The sequence below is a fragment of the Umezawaea beigongshangensis genome, from assembly GCF_016464305.1.
GTDB classification, from domain to species: Bacteria; Actinomycetota; Actinomycetes; order Mycobacteriales; family Pseudonocardiaceae; genus Umezawaea_A; species Umezawaea_A beigongshangensis.
In genome coordinates this window covers 109180-125539 of the sequence record NZ_JAEIOJ010000012.1, presented here as the reverse complement: position 1 = coordinate 125539, position 16360 = coordinate 109180, and the positions used below count along the sequence as shown (strand labels likewise).

14 protein-coding genes are annotated in these 16360 nt (G+C 72.9%); 10 read left to right on the top strand and 4 right to left on the bottom strand.

Translation table 11 applies throughout. The features are described from left to right. Positions 1 to 171: 171 nt before the first annotated feature. Positions 172 to 1017 (bottom strand): methyltransferase domain-containing protein, encoded by an 846-nt coding sequence (locus tag IMZ35_RS25290; protein ID WP_199443683.1) that lies wholly within the window; start codon positions 1015 to 1017, stop codon positions 172 to 174. Positions 1018 to 1427: 410 nt separating this feature from the next. Here IMZ35_RS25290 and IMZ35_RS25285 point away from each other — a divergent pair, with 410 nt between their 5' ends. Beyond that, positions 1428 to 1946: a pyridoxamine 5'-phosphate oxidase family protein gene (locus IMZ35_RS25285; protein ID WP_199443682.1), complete on the top strand. Its 519-nt coding sequence runs from the start codon at positions 1428 to 1430 to the stop codon at positions 1944 to 1946. A gap of 774 nt (positions 1947 to 2720) precedes the next feature. Here the strand turns inward: IMZ35_RS25285 and IMZ35_RS25280 are convergent. Further along, positions 2721 to 3173 carry a hypothetical protein gene (locus IMZ35_RS25280; protein ID WP_199443681.1) on the bottom strand — a complete coding sequence of 151 codons (453 nt, stop codon included), beginning with the start codon at positions 3171 to 3173 and terminating at the stop codon, positions 2721 to 2723. Positions 3174 to 3381: 208 nt separating this feature from the next. On the opposite strand from IMZ35_RS25280, the gene IMZ35_RS25275 reads away from it, so the two are divergent. The 3 genes from IMZ35_RS25275 (at position 3382) to IMZ35_RS25265 (ending at position 7284) form a co-directional block, all read left to right on the top strand. Beyond that, positions 3382 to 4590 (top strand): hypothetical protein, encoded by a 1209-nt coding sequence (locus IMZ35_RS25275; RefSeq protein WP_199443680.1) that lies wholly within the window; start codon positions 3382 to 3384, stop codon positions 4588 to 4590. 115 nt (positions 4591 to 4705) lie between these two features. Continuing rightward, positions 4706 to 6415 (top strand): alpha/beta hydrolase, encoded by a 1710-nt coding sequence (locus tag IMZ35_RS25270; protein WP_199443679.1) that lies wholly within the window; start codon positions 4706 to 4708, stop codon positions 6413 to 6415. A 206-nt stretch (positions 6416 to 6621) separates the two neighbouring features. Then, the gene (locus IMZ35_RS25265) at positions 6622 to 7284 is read left to right on the top strand and encodes a lytic polysaccharide monooxygenase auxiliary activity family 9 protein (RefSeq protein WP_199443678.1); all 663 of its coding nucleotides are present in this window, start codon (positions 6622 to 6624) and stop codon (positions 7282 to 7284) included. A gap of 767 nt (positions 7285 to 8051) precedes the next feature. On the opposite strand, the gene IMZ35_RS25260 is transcribed toward IMZ35_RS25265, so the two are convergent. Next, positions 8052 to 8942: an AraC family transcriptional regulator gene (locus IMZ35_RS25260; protein WP_199443677.1), complete on the bottom strand. Its 891-nt coding sequence runs from the start codon at positions 8940 to 8942 to the stop codon at positions 8052 to 8054. 91 nt (positions 8943 to 9033) lie between these two features. On the opposite strand from IMZ35_RS25260, the gene IMZ35_RS25255 reads away from it, so the two are divergent. Beyond that, positions 9034 to 9993: an MBL fold metallo-hydrolase gene (locus tag IMZ35_RS25255; RefSeq protein ID WP_199443676.1), complete on the top strand. Its 960-nt coding sequence runs from the start codon at positions 9034 to 9036 to the stop codon at positions 9991 to 9993. A 313-nt stretch (positions 9994 to 10306) separates the two neighbouring features. Next, on the top strand, positions 10307 to 11137 hold the full coding sequence (locus tag IMZ35_RS25250; RefSeq protein WP_199443675.1) for a class I SAM-dependent methyltransferase: 831 nt from the start codon (positions 10307 to 10309) through the stop codon (positions 11135 to 11137). A 43-nt stretch (positions 11138 to 11180) separates the two neighbouring features. Here IMZ35_RS25250 and IMZ35_RS25245 read toward each other — a convergent pair whose 3' ends face one another. Further along, complete coding sequence (locus tag IMZ35_RS25245; protein WP_199443674.1) at positions 11181 to 11798, bottom strand: TetR/AcrR family transcriptional regulator; 618 nt, start codon at positions 11796 to 11798, stop codon at positions 11181 to 11183. Between the two features lie 45 nt (positions 11799 to 11843). Between IMZ35_RS25245 and IMZ35_RS25240 the strand changes: the two genes are divergently transcribed. The 4 genes from IMZ35_RS25240 (at position 11844) to IMZ35_RS25225 (ending at position 16333) form a co-directional block, all read left to right on the top strand. Next, positions 11844 to 12671, top strand: coding sequence for a CPBP family intramembrane glutamic endopeptidase (locus IMZ35_RS25240; RefSeq protein WP_307868752.1), 828 nt, complete (start codon positions 11844 to 11846; stop codon positions 12669 to 12671). Positions 12672 to 12723: 52 nt separating this feature from the next. Further along, complete coding sequence (locus tag IMZ35_RS25235; RefSeq protein ID WP_199443673.1) at positions 12724 to 14352, top strand: sensor histidine kinase; 1629 nt, start codon at positions 12724 to 12726, stop codon at positions 14350 to 14352. Between the two features lie 9 nt (positions 14353 to 14361). Then, entirely contained in the window at positions 14362 to 15024 is a 663-nt protein-coding gene (locus tag IMZ35_RS25230; RefSeq protein WP_199443672.1) for a response regulator, read from the top strand. A gap of 79 nt (positions 15025 to 15103) precedes the next feature. Then, positions 15104 to 16333, top strand: a complete 1230-nt coding sequence (locus IMZ35_RS25225) for an alpha/beta hydrolase family protein (RefSeq protein WP_199443671.1) — start codon at positions 15104 to 15106, stop codon at positions 16331 to 16333. Positions 16334 to 16360 lie beyond the last annotated feature (27 nt).

Below are 16360 nucleotides of genomic sequence, written 5' to 3'. Positions count from 1 at the left end.
CCTCACAAAGTCGAAAACTGGTGTTGTCGCGCGTGCTCCGACGCCCGCGGGCCACGACCCTCGGCAGACCGCGGCGACGGGGCCTCCGACCAGGAGGCACCGTCGCCGGTCCGACGTCCCCTCTCCTCGCGGAGCGCGCACGGGACGCCCCGTGCGGCGGTCCGGCCAGGATCAGGAGCGGGCTGCCGCGCCCAGGGTCGCGGTGAGCACGAGGTAGCCGTTGTCCGGGCTGGCCGCGGCGCGGCGCATGAGGTCGATGTACTGGTCGACCGGTTCCGGACCGCTCAACCGCGACAGCTCGTCGCGCCGCGCCGCCACGGCGTCGGCCATGATCACGCCGGTGCGCGCCACCCTGTCGCTGATGTCGCGGATCTCGACGTCGACGAAACCGTTGGCGGCCAGCAGTTCGGAGTACTCGTCGGCGGTGGCGAACGCGCTCACGTGGTAGGCCGCGCAGATCTCGTCGAGGACCCGGCGGCCCTCGGGACCGACCGGTGGGATCTCGACGGTGTCGGCGATCGCCAGCCGGCCGCCGGGACGCAGCACCCTGGCCGCTTCGGCGATCGCCTTGCCGCGGTCCGGCATGTGGAGCATCGACTCGATCGCGTAAGCGGCGTCGAACGAGTCGTCGGCGAACGGCATCGCCATCGCGTCGGCGTACTGGAAGACCGCCACGTCCGCCCGGCCTGCTTCGGCGGCGCGCTGGGCGGCCTGCTCCACCTCGACCTCGCTGATGGCGATGCCGGTGACGCGCACGGACCTGGTCGCGACGAGCTGGAGGGCCGGCTTGCCCACGCCGCAACCGATGTCGAGCACCTCGGCGCCGGGCGCCGGGTCGAGCGCGGTGATCAGCAGGTCGGTCAGCCGGGCCGTGGCGGTCTCGACGGTGCTGTCGTCGGCGTCGTCCTCCCAGTAGCCGTAGTGCAGGTTCTCCCCCCACGCCTTGTTGAGGACCTGGCCGAGACCTTCGTAGAACCCCGCAACGTCGTTCGTGCCGGAGGCCTGCTCGGTAGCCATCACGTCTCCCTGTCAGATGTCCGCGGCCACCCGCGACCCCGGTCCTCGAGACCGGCCCGGACCACCAGGATCATCCACTGTGGACAACACAGGAACATCGAGCCCAGATGGTTCCGGGGTGAAGCGCCGGGCCGGACGGTGGTCACAATCTTGGTCAACTTTTTTCTATCGGCGACCGGCTGGAGTGTCAAGGGGCCGGGCACGGACCCCCCGAACAGCGGAACGGCGACGTCCGATCGGAGCCGTGCACCCTACCACGTCGCACTGGAACGCCCGCACGAACGACCGCGACCCCACCACCACCGTCCTCACAGGACCGTCCGACGGACCCGTCGCAGGTCAGACCGACAGGATGATCATCTGAAAGCCCCTCACGCCCGACCACGACCGGTCCTGGCTAGAGTTGCCCGATGCGCGAGACCCCCGAAGAACTCCACCAGCTCCAGGCTCTGCTCGACGCTTCCCTGTCCAGCTCCAACTCCCACCTCCGCTCCCTGCTCACCGAGCGCACGATGACCGCGGAGCAGCTCACCGGGGTCCTGGACGGCATGTGCACGCTCGCCCTGTCCACCGTGACGGCGAAGGGCGAGCCACGCATCAGCGGTGTGGACGGGCACTTCCTGCACGGCACGTGGTACTTCGGCACGGCGCGCGACGCCGGCAAGGCCCGCCACCTCGCCGCTCGCCCGGCCGCCAGTGCCGCGCACATGCGCGGTGAGGACCTGGGCGTGTTCACGCACGGCACAGCGGTCCCCCTCAACCCCGAGGGCGCAGAGCCGGACGCGGACTGGCCAGAACTGCTCGCGTACCTCAAGGACCACTACGGCGAGAACGCCTTCGAGTGGGACACGGACGTGATCTACTACCGGCTGCGCCCGCACTGGATGACGGTCTTCGCCCCCGACGTCGCGAAGCTCGTCGCCGGATGACCGTCGGCTCGTCGCGCGGCTGACGTCACCGTCCGAGTCGGAGGCCGTGACCGGCGCCGTCGACCCGCACGCGCCCACCGGCGTCGAGCACCGGCTCGTGAGGTTCTGCCCGTCCGGACGGGCACCGGTGCACCGAACCCCCCTCTGATCGCCCGATCTCCTGCTGCGGTCGAGTGGTGACGGACTTCGAGCTCCCGCTGTACGGGCCGACACCGAACGCGGCGACCTCGCTCCCCGAGTCGCCTTCTCGGGTCAGCGTCCCGTCCGTTCGCCGTCACCTGCTCTTCCGGGAGCACCGTCGTGTCCGGTGGCCACGACACCGGGCCTGAGCGCTGTCGAGCTTGCGCACCTGCACGCCTCGTTCCCGGACACCGCGAGCAGGGCCGGGCTGCTCGCCGAGATCGACCCGCTCGCCCGCGACGGCCGCACAGCGTTCGACGTGCTCACGATCCAGTTCCTCGGCCACCAGACGCTCCGCCGGAGGAGCAGCGAGGACCAGGCAGTCGTGCACCTGTGCGAGACCTCGCGCGAACTCCTCCGGTACCACCAGGCGCATCGTGGGGACCTGCTCTCGCTCGGGGGGCGTCGGACAAGGTGCGGACCGGGCCGGTCCGCGTGCTGTTCGAGCTGCGGCCGATCTCGGCCGTGTCCGGGCTCCGGCTGACCGGCGGGCGGGCGTCGTGGTCGCGGAGCGGGAGGACGACCGCCTGGTCGCGTCGCGTGTCGCCGCGCGGCGGTCAGCAGGGCTGCGCTGACCGGTCCGCCGTCGCCCGGTCAGCGCAGCTGATCGGCGATCTGCTCCATGCCCCGCCTGATCAGCTGTCCGTACGCGTCGTCGCCCAGCGCGCCGATCGTGGCCCGCGCCCGGTCGAGGTGCTCACGCGCTCGGTCGAGGTCGCCCAGCTCGCGGTAGCACTCGCTCAGGTTCAGGTGCAGCGACGGGTACAGGCCGGCCACCAGGGGCGTCACCCCGGCCTGCGCCATCCGCGCATCGGTCAGCAGATCGGCGGCCGCCAGTGCTCGCTGGTCCCAGACCAGCTCGCCCCCCACGTCGTCCTGCAGGTCGGCCATCGCGTGCGCGAGCGTGCACCGGTGCAGGGGATCCCCCCGCTCGCCGCCGATCTCGTCCCAGATCTCCGCGAGCAGGAGGCGAGCGGCTTCCCGATCGCCTCCGTGGCCGAGCTGCACCGCTCCGCCTATCCGGACGATCGTCGGATCTGCGATCATCGCCAGCTCCTTCCCCACCCCGACCGTACGCCGTTCCTCTCCGAGGAGGACGTCGTCGATCCGAGCGCCGAGCGGAGGGCACGCCGTGCGGTGCGCGGACCTCGCTCCCCGGTCGTCACCGTTGGTGTGAACCCCCGATCCGGCCGTCACGTTCACCGGCCTCCGGACGATCGTGCAGGTGCAACCCCGGAGAGGAAGGGTCGGCGTCATGAGTCGAACCGGTGCGGACGTGCACGAGCCCAGCAGCGACGCCCCACCGGTGGTCGCCGAGGTCGACCGGATCGCGGCGCACGCCGACCCCGTCGTCCGCAACCTGCAGATCACCCACTGCTACCACCGGCTGTCGCGGGCGCTGGCCGCTCGCACCGGCGGGGCCTCGAACTGGTGCACCTTCGCGGTGTGGGCGTCCAAGCAGGTGGGGCAGACCATCCGCCAGGAGGACCTGGCACGCGCGGTGGGGCGCCTGCTGAAGTCCTCGCCCGAGGCGGCCGCCGGGATCGACCTGGTGGTGCGCAGCCTGCGGCGGGCCGTTCCCCGGAAGACCCTGGACAGCGCTCACCAGCTGGTGCGCCAGGCCGTGGTGACGACCGCGCGGCTCGACGACGTCAGCGCCGCGTCGGCACGGGGCAACCTCAAGGTCTTCGAGGAGATCGCGCGCGAGTTCGCCCGCTTCCTCGCCGAGTTCGCCGACGACCCGGCCGCCGACGACCAACGACGGATCGAGGAGTTCTGCGACGCGCTGCGACCCGGTGAGCCGCCCGAGGGCCAGCGCTACCTCCGGCAGGCCTTCCCCCGGTACCACCGGGCGATGACCACCGCCGACCCCGAGCGGCGCGCCGAACTGCTGCTCCTGGCGAACGTCGAGATCGGCCTGCACGAGCAGACCCGGCTGCAACCCGAGATCACCGCCGCGCTGGAGGCCCCGGTGGTCGACCCCCGCGAACTCGAACGCCGGCTGTTCGAGCTGATCCTGCCGGGCAACCGGGTGGTCCGGTCGCTGCGCCTGGCGCTGCTGACCGTGCTGGGCAGGCGAACCGCCGTGCGCATCGCCGGCGAGCAGCTGGCCGACCACGCGCGCGTGCTGGTCCGGCGTGCGGTCACCGAGCACCTGATGACCCTGGCGCTGCCCGGTGGTGAACTGCTCGACCTGGGCGACGACCTGCCCGCGACGTTCCCACCGCTGCTCGCGGAGCTGTCCGACCCGGAACTGCTGGCACTGCTCGCGATCGTCGATCCGACCGGGAACAGCGTGCTCGGCACGGCCGCGCGCGACTGGGCCGACCTGCCCGACCGGATGCACTACATCGCGGACATGTTCCGCTGCCACGCCCAGCGCGGCGACCTGCTCGATCCGCCGTTCACCCCCGAGCAGGTCGAGGCGCTGGTCGACGGGCGCCGCCCGACCGGCGAACTCTGACCCGGAGACCCCTCTCTGGTCCCAAAGGACCAGTGCGGTCCCGACCTTCGGTGGTGGCGCGGCGACCGCGTTCGCCGTGAGGCTCGTCCTCCCGTCCCCACACGCGAGGAGTGTCATGCGCCGATCCACCACGACGGGCGTGGTGACGACGTTGTTGCTGTCCGTCCTCACCACTCCCGGCACAGCGCTCGCCGAGCCCGCCGGGAACCCGCTCGATCCCTACCTGGGTCAGCAGCTCAGCTGGGGCGAGTGCCTGTTCACCCAGTCCCCGGACGCGCGGCCCGCGCAGTGCGCGCTGGTGCGCGTGCCGCGCGACTGGGCCGATCCGGCCTCCGGCACGGACCTGCAGGTCTCCATCAGCCGGGTCCCGGCCACCGGTGAGCGCACCGGCGTGCTGCTGACCAACCCCGGCGGTCCCGGCGGCCAGGGCACCTCCCTGGCCGGAGCCCTGGCCGCGCTGCAACCCGCCCTCAACGAGCAGTACGACATCATCGGCATGGACCCCCGCGGCACCGGCCAGGAAGGCGGCACCACCCCCCAACAGCTCGGCCTGATCTGCTCGGTGCCCACCAGCGAACTCACCACCAGGACCGACCTCGACGCGCGCGACCGGTCCGCCGACAGCATCGCCGAACACCAGAAGAACCCCCGCGCCATCGCCGAGGCCTGCCAGAGCGACGCGCTGACCCCGTTCATCACCACCTGGCAGACCGCCCACGACATGGACCTCGTCCGCCACCTGCTCGGCCAGGAGAAGCTGCACTACCTCGGCTACTCCTACGGCAGCTGGCTCGGCGCCAAGTACGCCTCGCTGTTCCCGGAGAACACCGGGAAGGTCGTGCTCGACTCCAGCGTGAACTGGCAGGGCAGGCTCCAGGCGGCCTTCGAGGACTTCCCTCGCATCGGCCAGCGGCAGTTCGAGGACGTGTTCCTCCCCTGGGCGGTCCGGCAGTACCCCGATCTCCTCGGCCCCACCGCGGAACGGGCGGCGGAGCTGTGGGAGCAGAGCCGCGTCTACTTCCGCGACAACGGTGTCGCACCCGACACCTGGGACTCGCTGTTCGTCGGCATGGGCAGCGAGTTCCGCTTCCTGCTGGCGGGTGGTTTCTTCGCCGCGGCGGTGCGCGAGATGAACGGCGTGCCGGAGGCGGCGGCCGCGTCGCCGGAGGTGCGGGAGCGGACGGACGCCGTCTCCCGCGAGGTCTTCGGGGTTCCCGTCGCAGACCTGACCGCGGCGCGAGTCGGCACGGCTCTCGCGGAGGACCACACGAAGGTGGCCGGCACCAGGCTCGCCGTCGCGTGCGGGGACCAGCGGACCCGGCCGGCCGCGTGGTACCGCGCCCTCAGCGAGACCCAGGGCCGCCGCTACCCGTTGTTCGGCTGGCTGTACGGACTCAGCGAACCCTGCGGGTTCTGGTCCGACGCACCGCGCCAGCACCTGCCGAACCTGCCCGCGGAGATCGCCGGACAGGTCCTGGTCGTGCAGGGCGAGTTCGACCCGCAGACCGGCTACGAATCGGCTCGCTCGGCCGTGCGGGCCGCGCCGGGAGTGTCGCTGGTGGCCGTGGACGACGCGGCGTTCCACGGTCAGTACGCCCTGGAGGGCAATCCGTGCGTCGACGGCGCGGTGAACGTGTTCCTGCTGCGCAACTCCAGGCCGGGCGACATCACCTGCCCCGGCACGCCGCTGCTGGGTGAGGACGTCGTCCACCCGGTGGACGGTCCCGTGCGCGGTCAGCAGACCATGAGCACCGCCGAGGTCCAGCCGTCGTCCCCGCTGCGCGAGGCGGTCCGGAACAGGATCGTCGAGGCCAACGCGCGCTGAGCGCGGGCCGCCGGGGACGGGCCGGGGCAGCATCCCGGTCCGTCCCCGGCGGCGTGGTGGCCCGTCGTCGCCGGTGCCGTGCGGGCCGCAACTACCACCGAATGTTTCGTTGAAGTTTCGTCCGGTGACAGTTACGCTGACGACTGGCCTGGGAGCGCTCCCAGGTTCCGCCGCCGCTCAACGATCTGAAGAGTGGAGGTTCACCCATGCGCATGCGCAGCACCTCCGGGTCCGTCACCACACGACGGGGCCTCATCGCGCTGGTCGTCAGCGTGTTGGCCAGCATGTTCGTCCTGGTCCCGACGGCTTCGGCGCACGGCACCATCGTCAGTCCCGCCACCCGCGCCTACCAGTGCTGGCAGTCCTGGGGCAGTCAGCACACGAACCCCGCGATGCAGCAGCAGGACCCCATGTGCTGGCAGGCCTTCCAGGCCAACGCCGACACCATGTGGAACTGGATGAGCGCGCTGCGGGACGGCCTGGGCGGGAACTTCCAGGGAGCGACCCCCGACGGGCAGCTCTGCAGCAACGCCCTCTCGCGCAACAACTCCCTGAACACCCCCGGCAAGTGGAGGACCACCAACGTCGGCAGCAACTTCTCCATCCAGCTGCACGACCAGGCCAGCCACGGCGCTGACTACTTCCGGGTCTACATCAGCAAGAACGGGTTCGACCCGGCCACCCAGCGCCTGGGTTGGGGCAACCTCGACTTCATCACGCAGACCGGCAGGTACGCCCCGGCCAAGGACATCACGTTCAACGTCCAGACCAACGGCTCCTACAGGGGACACCACGTCCTGTTCACCATCTGGCAGGCCTCGCACCTGGACCAGGCGTACATGTGGTGCAGCGACGTGAACTTCGGCTAGAAATCCGATCGACCCGAATCCGCGAGCGCATCGGCCCGGCGCCAGCACCGGCGCCGGGCCGATGCGCGGCGGGAGACCGCGATCGACACCGGAGAGCCACGACCAGCCCGGCGTCCGCACATCGCGACCTGGGCCAGCTCCACCACGACGACGGTGGCGCGGTGATCCCGGCCGAACGGCGCCAGAGATTCGGGCACGGCGCCGAGATCGGCGGTCCGCCCCTCGCCGGACCTGCGAGCGGCACCGGCGAACCAGCCCGCTGACGCGGCCACCCTGCTGTCCGCCGGGGAGCGCCACACCGTGCGCCTGCCCGCCCGTGCTCCAGCCGACGACGACCGCGTCGGAGACGCCGAGCTCCCGCACGAAGCCGGTGAGCACGGCCGCGTGTCCCGGCAACGAGTGGTCGGCCGGGTCCGTCGATCTGCACGCTCAACTGCTTCACGCAACGCCCCTCGGTTCCGCCGACTGTTCCCCCGGCCGCCACCCGGACGCGGCCTGCGGGCTCCCATCTGCACCAGGTGCGCCGATCCCGGCCCACGACGCGCGCCGAGCGCGTCCGAACTCCGGCCGGTCGCGGCACGGCTGGACCGACCGGCCCGCCGGTCGCGCAGCGCCGCGCGGTCGAGCTTTCCGCTGGCGGTGAGCGGAAGCGCGTCGAGCGCCGTGACGATCGCCGGAACGGGGTGCGCGGGCAGCCGTTCGGCGAGCGCGGGTCGCGGGTTCACCGCCCGAGGTGCACGTCCGCGCACCCGTGCTCACGACCGGCATCACCCGGCGGACGGTCCGGTCCACCGCTGGACGTCGCCGTCGGAGCGGCGCCGCTCGCGGTAGCGTCCCGGTGAGGTGCCGTGCTCCCGCTTGAAGGCGTTGGCGAAGGCGAACGGCGAGGAGTAGCCGCAGCGCTCGGCGATCGACGCCAGCGGCAGCTCCGTCTCCCGCAGGAGCCCGGTGCCGAGGGTGAGTCGCCAGCGGGTCAGGTAGGTCAGCGGCGGCTGCCCCACCAGCGCGGTGAACCTGCGGGAGAAGGCGGCCCTGGACAGCCCGGCCCGCGCCCCCAGCTCCTCGACCGTCCACCGCCGGGCCGGGTCCTCGTGCACGCAGCGCAGGGCGGTGCCGACCACCGGGTCCGCGAGCGCGGCGCACCAGCCCGGCGCACCGCTGTCGGCCTGAGCCGTCAGGTGCTCCCGCAGCAGGAACAGCAGGAGCACGTCCAGCAGCGCCGGGACGGCGGCGTCCGCGCCGAGGCCGGGGTCGTGCAGCTCACCGCCGAGCAGGGAGACCACACCGGCCAGCGCCGGGTGTCCGCACAGACGCACCGACAGGTGGATCACCTCCGGCAGCTCTGCCAGCAGCGGGTGCGTGTGACCTCCGCCGAGCTGGTACGCCCCGCACAGCAGTTCCACGGGCCGGTCCGCGTCCCCGTCGAGGTCGGTGAGCGCGTGCCCGGCGCCGCGCGGCGTGAGCACCACGTCACCGGGCCCGAGGACGAACGGGGCGGCACCGGGCACGACCACCCGGCAGCCGCCCGCGAGCACCAGGTGGAAGCCGATCCCGGAGAACGCCGCGAACTCGGTGCGCCAGGTGCCGCGCCGGTCCTCCCTGTTGGCGAACGGTCGGCCGACGCGGAGAGCGCTGACCACGTCGCTGAGCACGTCCATGCCACAACCGTACCTCCAGCGAGACGATCGATTATCCATCGAGCACGATCGACCATCGAACGTGCTCGTGAAGCGGCATAACGTGCAGGACATGGAAACGATGACCCTGGGCGAGGTGGAGATCACCCGCGTCCTGGAGTGGGCTGGTCCGATCGCGCCGATGTCCGTGCTGTTCCCCGACCTGGACCAGCACCCCTGGCGCGAGAGCGACGAGCGGCCGGGACCGCAGTTCTGGCACCGGGCCACCGACGACTACCTGGCGGCGGTGCAGACGTGGGTGCTGCGCAGCGAGGGCAAGGTCGTCCTCGTCGACACCGGCGTGGGCAACAACAAGGAGCGGTCCTACATGCCGGCGTGGACACACCGCGACGGCGACTTCCTGGACCAGCTGGCCGCGGCGGGGGTGCGTCCCGAGGACGTCGACCTCGTGATCAACACCCACGCCCACGCCGACCACGTCGGCTGGAACACCCGCCTCGTCGACCGCACCTGGGTGCCGACCTTCCCCAACGCCACCTACCTGATCGCCGAACCCGACTTCACCTACTGGAACCCCCGCAACAACATCCCCAAGCGCGGGTCCGTCAACGGCGTCAGCGCGCACCTGGCCAACGGCTCCCTCTTCGAGGACAGCATCGACCCCGTGCACCGGGCGGGCCAGACCCTGCTGTGGACGGGCACCACCCACCGGATCGACCGCAACCTCACCCTCGAACTCGCCCCCGGCCACACCCCCGGCTCCACCGTCGTGCGCCTGGGATCGGGCACCGACCGCGCTCTGTTCGTCGGCGACCTGGTGCACACACCGGCGCAGTTCACCCACCCGTGGTGCGACACCTGTCTCAGCGAGGACCAGGCCGCGGCCACCAGGTCGCGGACGCGCATCCTGGAGGAGGCGGCCGACCGCAGAGCTCTCGTGCTGCCCGCCCACTTCCCCGGTCACGGCGCGGCCGAGATCACCCGCTCCGGCAGCGCCTTCGCCGTGCGCCGCTGGGCGCCGTTCACCGACGTCTCCCCGGAGGTCGACCCCGCAGCGGCTCCGAGCGCGTGAACCGGTGCGGGCGGCCGAGTCGCCGACGCCCCGGCGCGACCCGCGTACCCCTTCCACGACCGCAGGAGGAGCACGAGCCCGAACGGGCGGTCCGCCGGACGGGCGGTGATCGTCACCGGTGACGGTTCGGGCCTCGGGGGCAGCCGCGGCTGCCCCCGAGGGGGTGCGGGTCCGGCGCGGAGACCCGGTCCGCGATCCGGCCGCGAGCGCGGTGCGGACGTCCGCGGACGCGCGCACCGCGCGCTCCCCGTCGTCCGGGTGATCCTGCGCCGCGGCCGGGTCGGAGTCCGCGACGGCGTGGTAGACGTCGTGGATGGTCTTCGACGCGACGGTGCAGGAGATGGTGCGGGCGAACCGGGCGAACTGGGACGCCCGCACCCCCGTGCACGTGGCCAGCGAGTTCTACGGCATCGGCACCCGCGACGCGCGGGAGTGGTTCGCCGACTTCGAGTGGGACGACCTCGGCGAGCTGGCCGGGCGCGACCTCATCCACCTCCAGTGCCACCTCGGGGTCGAGACGATCGCCTTCCCGCGTGCCGGAGCGCGGACGGTCGGGCTGGACTTCTCCGGCGCCGCCGTCACCTGGGCCAGGCGCATCGCGCGCGAGGCCGGGGTCGACGTCGAGTACGTGCAGGCCGACGTGCACGACGCGGTCGAGGCGGTGGACGGCCGCACGTTCGACGTGGTCTACACCGGCAAGGGCGCCCTCTGCTACCTGCCGGACCTCTCCCGCTGGGCGGCGGTGGTCGAGGCCCTGCTCAAGCCCGGCGGCGTCCTCTACCTCTGCGAGTTCCACCCGCTGCTCAACGCCCTCGGCCCCAAGCCCGACGGCGGCGCGGAACTCCTGCTGCGGCACGACTACCTGCCGGGACGCGGACCCGTCGAGCGCGACAGCACCCACACCTACACCGACGGTCCGGCGCTGGCCCGCGACACGACGGCCTACGAGTGGGCCCACGGTCTCGGCGAGGTCGTCACCGCGCTCGTCGGTGCTGGCTTCACCGTCGACCGGCTCACCGAGACCGAGCTGATCCCGTGGCAGCGGTGGCCGCACGCCGTGCGCGCGGACAACGGCTGGTGGCGTCTCCCCGACGACGCGCCCCGCGTCCCCCTGCTCTACGGCCTGCGCGCCACGCGCACCTGACACCGGTCCTCGGCGGGCACGGCGGGACCGATCGCCGGCCCGTTCACACCGGGTCGGCGACCGCGTCCAGCTCGGCTTCCAGCAGCGCGCGGACGGCTCGCGGCGGGAGCCGGTCCCGGAAGGCCGCCGCCTGCAACGTCAGGCCGTCGACGAAGACGTGCAGGCGACCGGCCCGCCGTTCCAGCAGCGGGTCCTGGAGCTCGTCGCCGATCGCCCCCGGCGGTGCGACCCCGCAGCGGTGGGCCACGGCGAGACGGCAGACGTGGCGCTCGCCCGACCACGCGGTCCGGCGCACCTCCGCCAGCGTGCCGTCCACGCGGGAGCGCATCAGGCAGGCGAGCCAGACGTCGACCTCCACGCGGCGTTCCGCGTCCAGCGGCAGCAGTTCCTCCAGCAGGCGCTGAGCCCGCTCGGGACCGGGCAGGTCGGCTTCGAGGTGGGCGGTGAGGCGGGCGGTCACGGCGGAGGCCACCTCCTGCGCGGCGAACAGGACGAGTCCGCGCTGGCTGTCGAAGTAGTGGCGCAGCCCGCCGACCGACACCCCGGCCTCGTCGGCCACCCGCCGGACCGTGGCGCCCTCGATGCCCTCCCGGTCGATCACGGCCCAGACCGCGCGCGCCAGTGCCGCGCGCCGCTGGGCGTGGTCCACGAGCTTCGGCACGGACTTTTTATAGCACGGACGTGCGGTTTCTATTACAGTACAACTGTGCTGAATAAGATGGGTGGACCGGGGATCGGTGTGCTCGCCGCGGGAGCGACGATCATCGCCGGATCGGTGCTGCTGCTGGTGCTGACCGGGAACACCTCCGTCAGGTACTCCGCCGACCACGGCGACACCGTCGCGGTGTGGACGCGGTGGGTGCCCGCCCTCGTCGGCGTCCTGGCCGTCCGGCTCGTCCCGGCCCGGTCCCCCGCCACCGTTCCGGCGACCCGCGGGATCCGGGTCGAGGCCGGCGTTCTCCTCGTGGCCGCGCTGGTGTTCGCGCTGACGCTGCGCCTGGCGGGCGGCGGCGAACCGGCACACGTGCTGCTGAAGGCGTCGCTGCTGCTGGCGGTGCCGCTCGTGCTGTTCCGGGTCCGGCGCGGATCGCCCGCGATCGCGCTCGACGGCCACGCGCAGCTGGCTCCGGTCGTTCCCGTGGCGGCGTGGCTGCTGCTGAGCTGCGCAGGGCCGTTCGCCCTGCGGCCGAGCGACTACGCGGACACCGTCGACGCCGCCACGCTGATCGCGACCGTGGTCGTGGTGTTCCTGGTGAACGCCCTGCTGGAGGAGGTGTTCTACCGGCGGTGGTCGCAGACGCGGTGGGAGGCGGTCCTGGGCCGCTGGCCCGCGATCGTGCTCGCGTCGCTGCTGTGGGCGGCGTGGCACGTCGCGATCCAGGGCGTCGGCGATCTGCCGGTGGACCTCGCGTCGGCGTTCGCGAACCAGGGCGTCCAGGGGCTGTTCCTCGGCTACCTGTGGAGCCGGTACCGGCTGATGTGGCCGCTCCTCGTCGTCCACGGGGCGATCAACGCCCTTCCGCTCTTCCTCTGAGCCCCGCACGAGGGCGCGCGACGGCGTGCCCGCCGCGCACTACCCTGCGTGGATGCCGGGTGTGATCGATCGGCCGCGGTCCCGCTCGCGGTGGCCGCAGGCCGCGCTCTGGGTGGCGTTGACGGTTCCTCTCGCACTGGAGGCGGCGCGACTCGACCACGCGGCCGTCCGCTGGGCGGAGCTGGTCGGCGGCGGTCTGGTGCTGGGCGCGGCCGTGGTGTTCTTCGACCGGTTCCCGGTCGCGACGCTGTGCCTGCTCGTCGCGGCGGCGGCGGTACCGGCGCTGGTGCTGACGCCGACGGTCACCGATCCGGCCGGGGTGTGGCCCTTCCTCGCGGCCGCGGTCTTCGGGTTCCGCGCCGGGCGGCGGCTGGACGACACGCGCTCGGTGCTGTCCTCGCTGGCCGCGGTGGTGCTGGCCGGACTGCCGGTCAGCGTGCTGGTGGACGGTTCGGCGCGGGGTGGCTTCGGGCTGCTGTTCGGTCTCTACGACTGGTTCCTGCTGGTGCTGGTCCTGCTGATCGTGGTCCTGGTGCCGTGGCTGGTCGGGCGGTACCGGCGGCAGCGGGCCGAGCTCGCCGCGGCCGGGTGGGAGCGCGCCGCACTGCTGGAACGCCAGCAGCGGCTGGAGGTCGAGCGAGCGCGACTGCGGGAACGGGCCAGGATCGCGCGGGACGTGCACGACTCGCTCGGCCACGAGTGGGGGCTCATCGCGCTGCGCGCTGCCGCGTTCGAGGTGAGCGCGGACCTGCCGGAGCGGCACCGTGCGGCGGCGGGTGAGCTGCGTGCCGGTGTGGCGGAGGCGACCGAGCGGTTGCGGGAGTTCATCGGGGTGCTGCACCCCGACGGCGAGCCCTCGCCGCGGGAGCGGACCGACGTCGCCGGTCTGGTCGAGCGCGCCGCTGGCGCGGGCGTGGACGTCGTGCTGGAACCGTCGGAACCACCGGTGGAGCCGTTGCCCGCGCCGGTGGAGCGGGCGGCGCACCGGGTGGTCCAGGAGGGCCTGACCAACGCCGCCAGGCACGCTCCCGGCGCGGCGGTCACCGTCCGGCTCGAACACCGGACGGGCAGCACGGTGGTGACCGTCGCGAACGGACCGGCGAGCGAGCGGCCGGGTGCCGCCACCGGTGGTGGCCACGGGCTGGTGGGACTGGCCGAGCGCGTCCGGCTGCTCGGCGGCGCGCTGGAGGCCGGTCCGCGAGACGGCGGGTTCGCCCTGGTCGCCACGCTCCCGCACGACGCTCCCCCGGCCGACCCGCCAGCGGACCCGAACGGGAGCGGTGGCGAGTCGGACCGCGCCCGTGCCCGCACTCGCGGCGAGGCGCGGCACCGTCTCGCCCGCGCGGTGCGGGCGCCAGCGCTGGCGGGTCTCGTGGTCGCCGTGCTCACGACGGCGCTCTACGCCCTGGTCGGTGCGAACAACAGCCTCGCCCCGGCGGTGTTCGAGCGGATCCCGGTCGGCGCGTCCCGCACGGAGGTCGAGGCGCAGCTGCCCCCGTTCCAGATCCTGGGTGATCCGGAACGTATGCTCCCCGCGCCGCCGCGTGGCGCGCGGTGCCGGTACCACTGGTCCGACGTGCAGAGCGACGAGCAGCTCTTCTTCCGGCTGTGCTTCGCGGCCGACCGGTTGGTGGTCAAGGAGATCGTCCCGCGCAGCGCGATCTCGGCCGGGGCCGAGTGAGGGGGATCCGTGATCCGTGTGGTGCTGGCCGACGACGAGCCGCTGATCAGGGCCGGTGTCCGGGCCGTGCTCGCCGCGGAGCCGGACTTCGACGTGGTCGCCGAGGCCTGCGACGGGCACGAGGTGGTGGCACTGACCCGTGCGCACCGGCCCGACGTCGTGCTGCTGGACATCGTGATGCCCCGGCTGGACGGACTGTCGGCGGCCGCCGAGATCCACCGCACCGTGCCGGGCACCGGCCTGATCGTGCTGACGACGTTCTCGGAGGACGAGCACATCGTGCGCGCGTTCGACGGTGGCGCCAGCGGCTACCTGCTCAAGACCGGTGATCCGCAGGAGCTGTTCACCGCCATCAGGGCCGTGGCCGGTGGCGCGGCGTACCTGTCGCCGAAGATCGCGCAGTGGGCCATCCGGCGGCTCGACACCGGCGTCGGCCGGACGTCCGGCGCGGCGCGGGCCCGCGAACTGGTCGACGGTCTCACCGCCCGCGAGCGCGAGGTGCTGGCGCTGGTCGGCAGCGGGTTGTCCAACGCGGAGATAGCGAGGCGGCTGCACGTGGTCGAGGGCACCGTGAAGACGTTCGTCAGCTCGATCCTGCGTGGACTGGCGGTGCCGAACCGGGTGCGGGCGGCGATCATCGCCCACGAGGCGGGCCTGGTCGAGCGCGGCTGAGGCGACCACGACCTTCGTCTGGTCCGTCTGGTGTCGTTCGACAGATGTGCGGCGCGGTCGCGATCACGATCCTGGTGGCATGACGCAGAAGAACTGGCGCAGAGCCCTCGTCCCGGCACTGTGCGCGGGAGTGCTGGCGGTGACCGCCCCGGCGGGCACCGCCGCCGCGAACCCGGCCTCGCACCCGTCCTTGCCCGTCGAACTCGGCCTGCCCCGGCCGACCGGACCCCACCCGGTGGGCACGACCGACCTGCACCTCGTCGACCACGACCGCACCGACCCCTGGGCGTCACCACCGGGCCGACCGCGCGAGCTGATGATCTCCCTGTGGTACCCCGCGCGACCGACGTCCCACCGACCCGCCCGGCACCTCACCCCGGGGACGGCGGCGTTCTACGACCGGGCCTCCGGATCGGTCGGCCTGAACCCCGGCGTCGCCGACTTCGCCGGTACGCGGACCTCCGCCAGGAGCCGTGCCGCCGCGCTGCCCGGCGCGCGGCCGGTGGTGCTCTACTCACCGGGCGGCGGGCAGTCGCGGGCGTTCGGCACCACGCTCGTGGAGGACCTGGCCAGCCGCGGCTTCGTCGTGGTCACCGTGGACCACACCTTCGCCGGTCCGGTGGAGTTCCCCGACCGGGTGGAACTTCCGGCCAGCGGCGTCGACATGGCGCAGATGATGCGAGAACGGGTGCGGGACACCGCTTTCGTGCTCGACCAGCTCGGCGTGATCGCCGCCGGTGGCGATCCGGACGCGGCCGGTCGGCCCCTCCCCGCCGGGATCGGGTCCGGGCTCGACCTGTCGCGGGTCGGGATGTTCGGTCACTCCATGGGCGGCTTCACCACCGCCGAGGCCGTGCTGAGCGACCGCCGGATCGACGCGGGCGCCAACCTCGACGGCAGCATGGACCCCCGGTACGGCCGGGCGAGCACCCGCGGAGCCGACCGCCCCTTCCTCCTCGTGGGAGGTGGGACCAGCGGGGCCGAGGCCCGTCCCCACGACCACCTGCACGCGCCGGACTGGGCCTCGTTCTGGGCCAACTCCACCGCCTGGAAGCGGGACCTCCACCTGCCCGCCGCCGAACACGCGAGCTTCACCGACGCGCAGGTGCTGCTGCCGCAGATCGACCGGGTGGAACCGCTGCCAGCCGAGAAGGTGGCGGCGGCGATCGGGACCGTGGACCCCGGTCGAAGCCTGGCCGCGCAGCGGGACCACCTCGCCGCGTTCTTCGGACTGCACCTGCTCGGACGGCAGACGGACCTGTTCGACGGCAGCTCCCCGGCGCACCCCGACGTGCGACTCGTCCCGTGACCACCCGAGGAGCCCGGCCCGTCGAGC

Excerpts from the sequence above, each read along its gene's own strand:
- IMZ35_RS25290 (WP_199443683.1), bottom strand. The coding sequence starts at position 1,017 with ATGGCTACCGAGCAGGCCTCCGGCACGAACGACGTTGCGGGGTTCTAC.
- IMZ35_RS25285 (WP_199443682.1), top strand. The coding sequence starts at position 1,428 with ATGCGCGAGACCCCCGAAGAACTCCACCAGCTCCAGGCTCTGCTCGAC.
- IMZ35_RS25280 (WP_199443681.1), bottom strand. The coding sequence starts at position 3,173 with ATGATCGCAGATCCGACGATCGTCCGGATAGGCGGAGCGGTGCAGCTC.
- IMZ35_RS25275 (WP_199443680.1), top strand. The coding sequence starts at position 3,382 with ATGAGTCGAACCGGTGCGGACGTGCACGAGCCCAGCAGCGACGCCCCA.
- IMZ35_RS25270 (WP_199443679.1), top strand. The coding sequence starts at position 4,706 with ATGCGCCGATCCACCACGACGGGCGTGGTGACGACGTTGTTGCTGTCC.
- IMZ35_RS25265 (WP_199443678.1), top strand. The coding sequence starts at position 6,622 with ATGCGCATGCGCAGCACCTCCGGGTCCGTCACCACACGACGGGGCCTC.
- IMZ35_RS25260 (WP_199443677.1), bottom strand. The coding sequence starts at position 8,942 with ATGGACGTGCTCAGCGACGTGGTCAGCGCTCTCCGCGTCGGCCGACCG.
- IMZ35_RS25255 (WP_199443676.1), top strand. The coding sequence starts at position 9,034 with ATGGAAACGATGACCCTGGGCGAGGTGGAGATCACCCGCGTCCTGGAG.
- IMZ35_RS25250 (WP_199443675.1), top strand. The coding sequence starts at position 10,307 with ATGGTCTTCGACGCGACGGTGCAGGAGATGGTGCGGGCGAACCGGGCG.
- IMZ35_RS25235 (WP_199443673.1), top strand. The coding sequence starts at position 12,724 with ATGCCGGGTGTGATCGATCGGCCGCGGTCCCGCTCGCGGTGGCCGCAG.
- IMZ35_RS25225 (WP_199443671.1), top strand. The coding sequence starts at position 15,104 with ATGACGCAGAAGAACTGGCGCAGAGCCCTCGTCCCGGCACTGTGCGCG.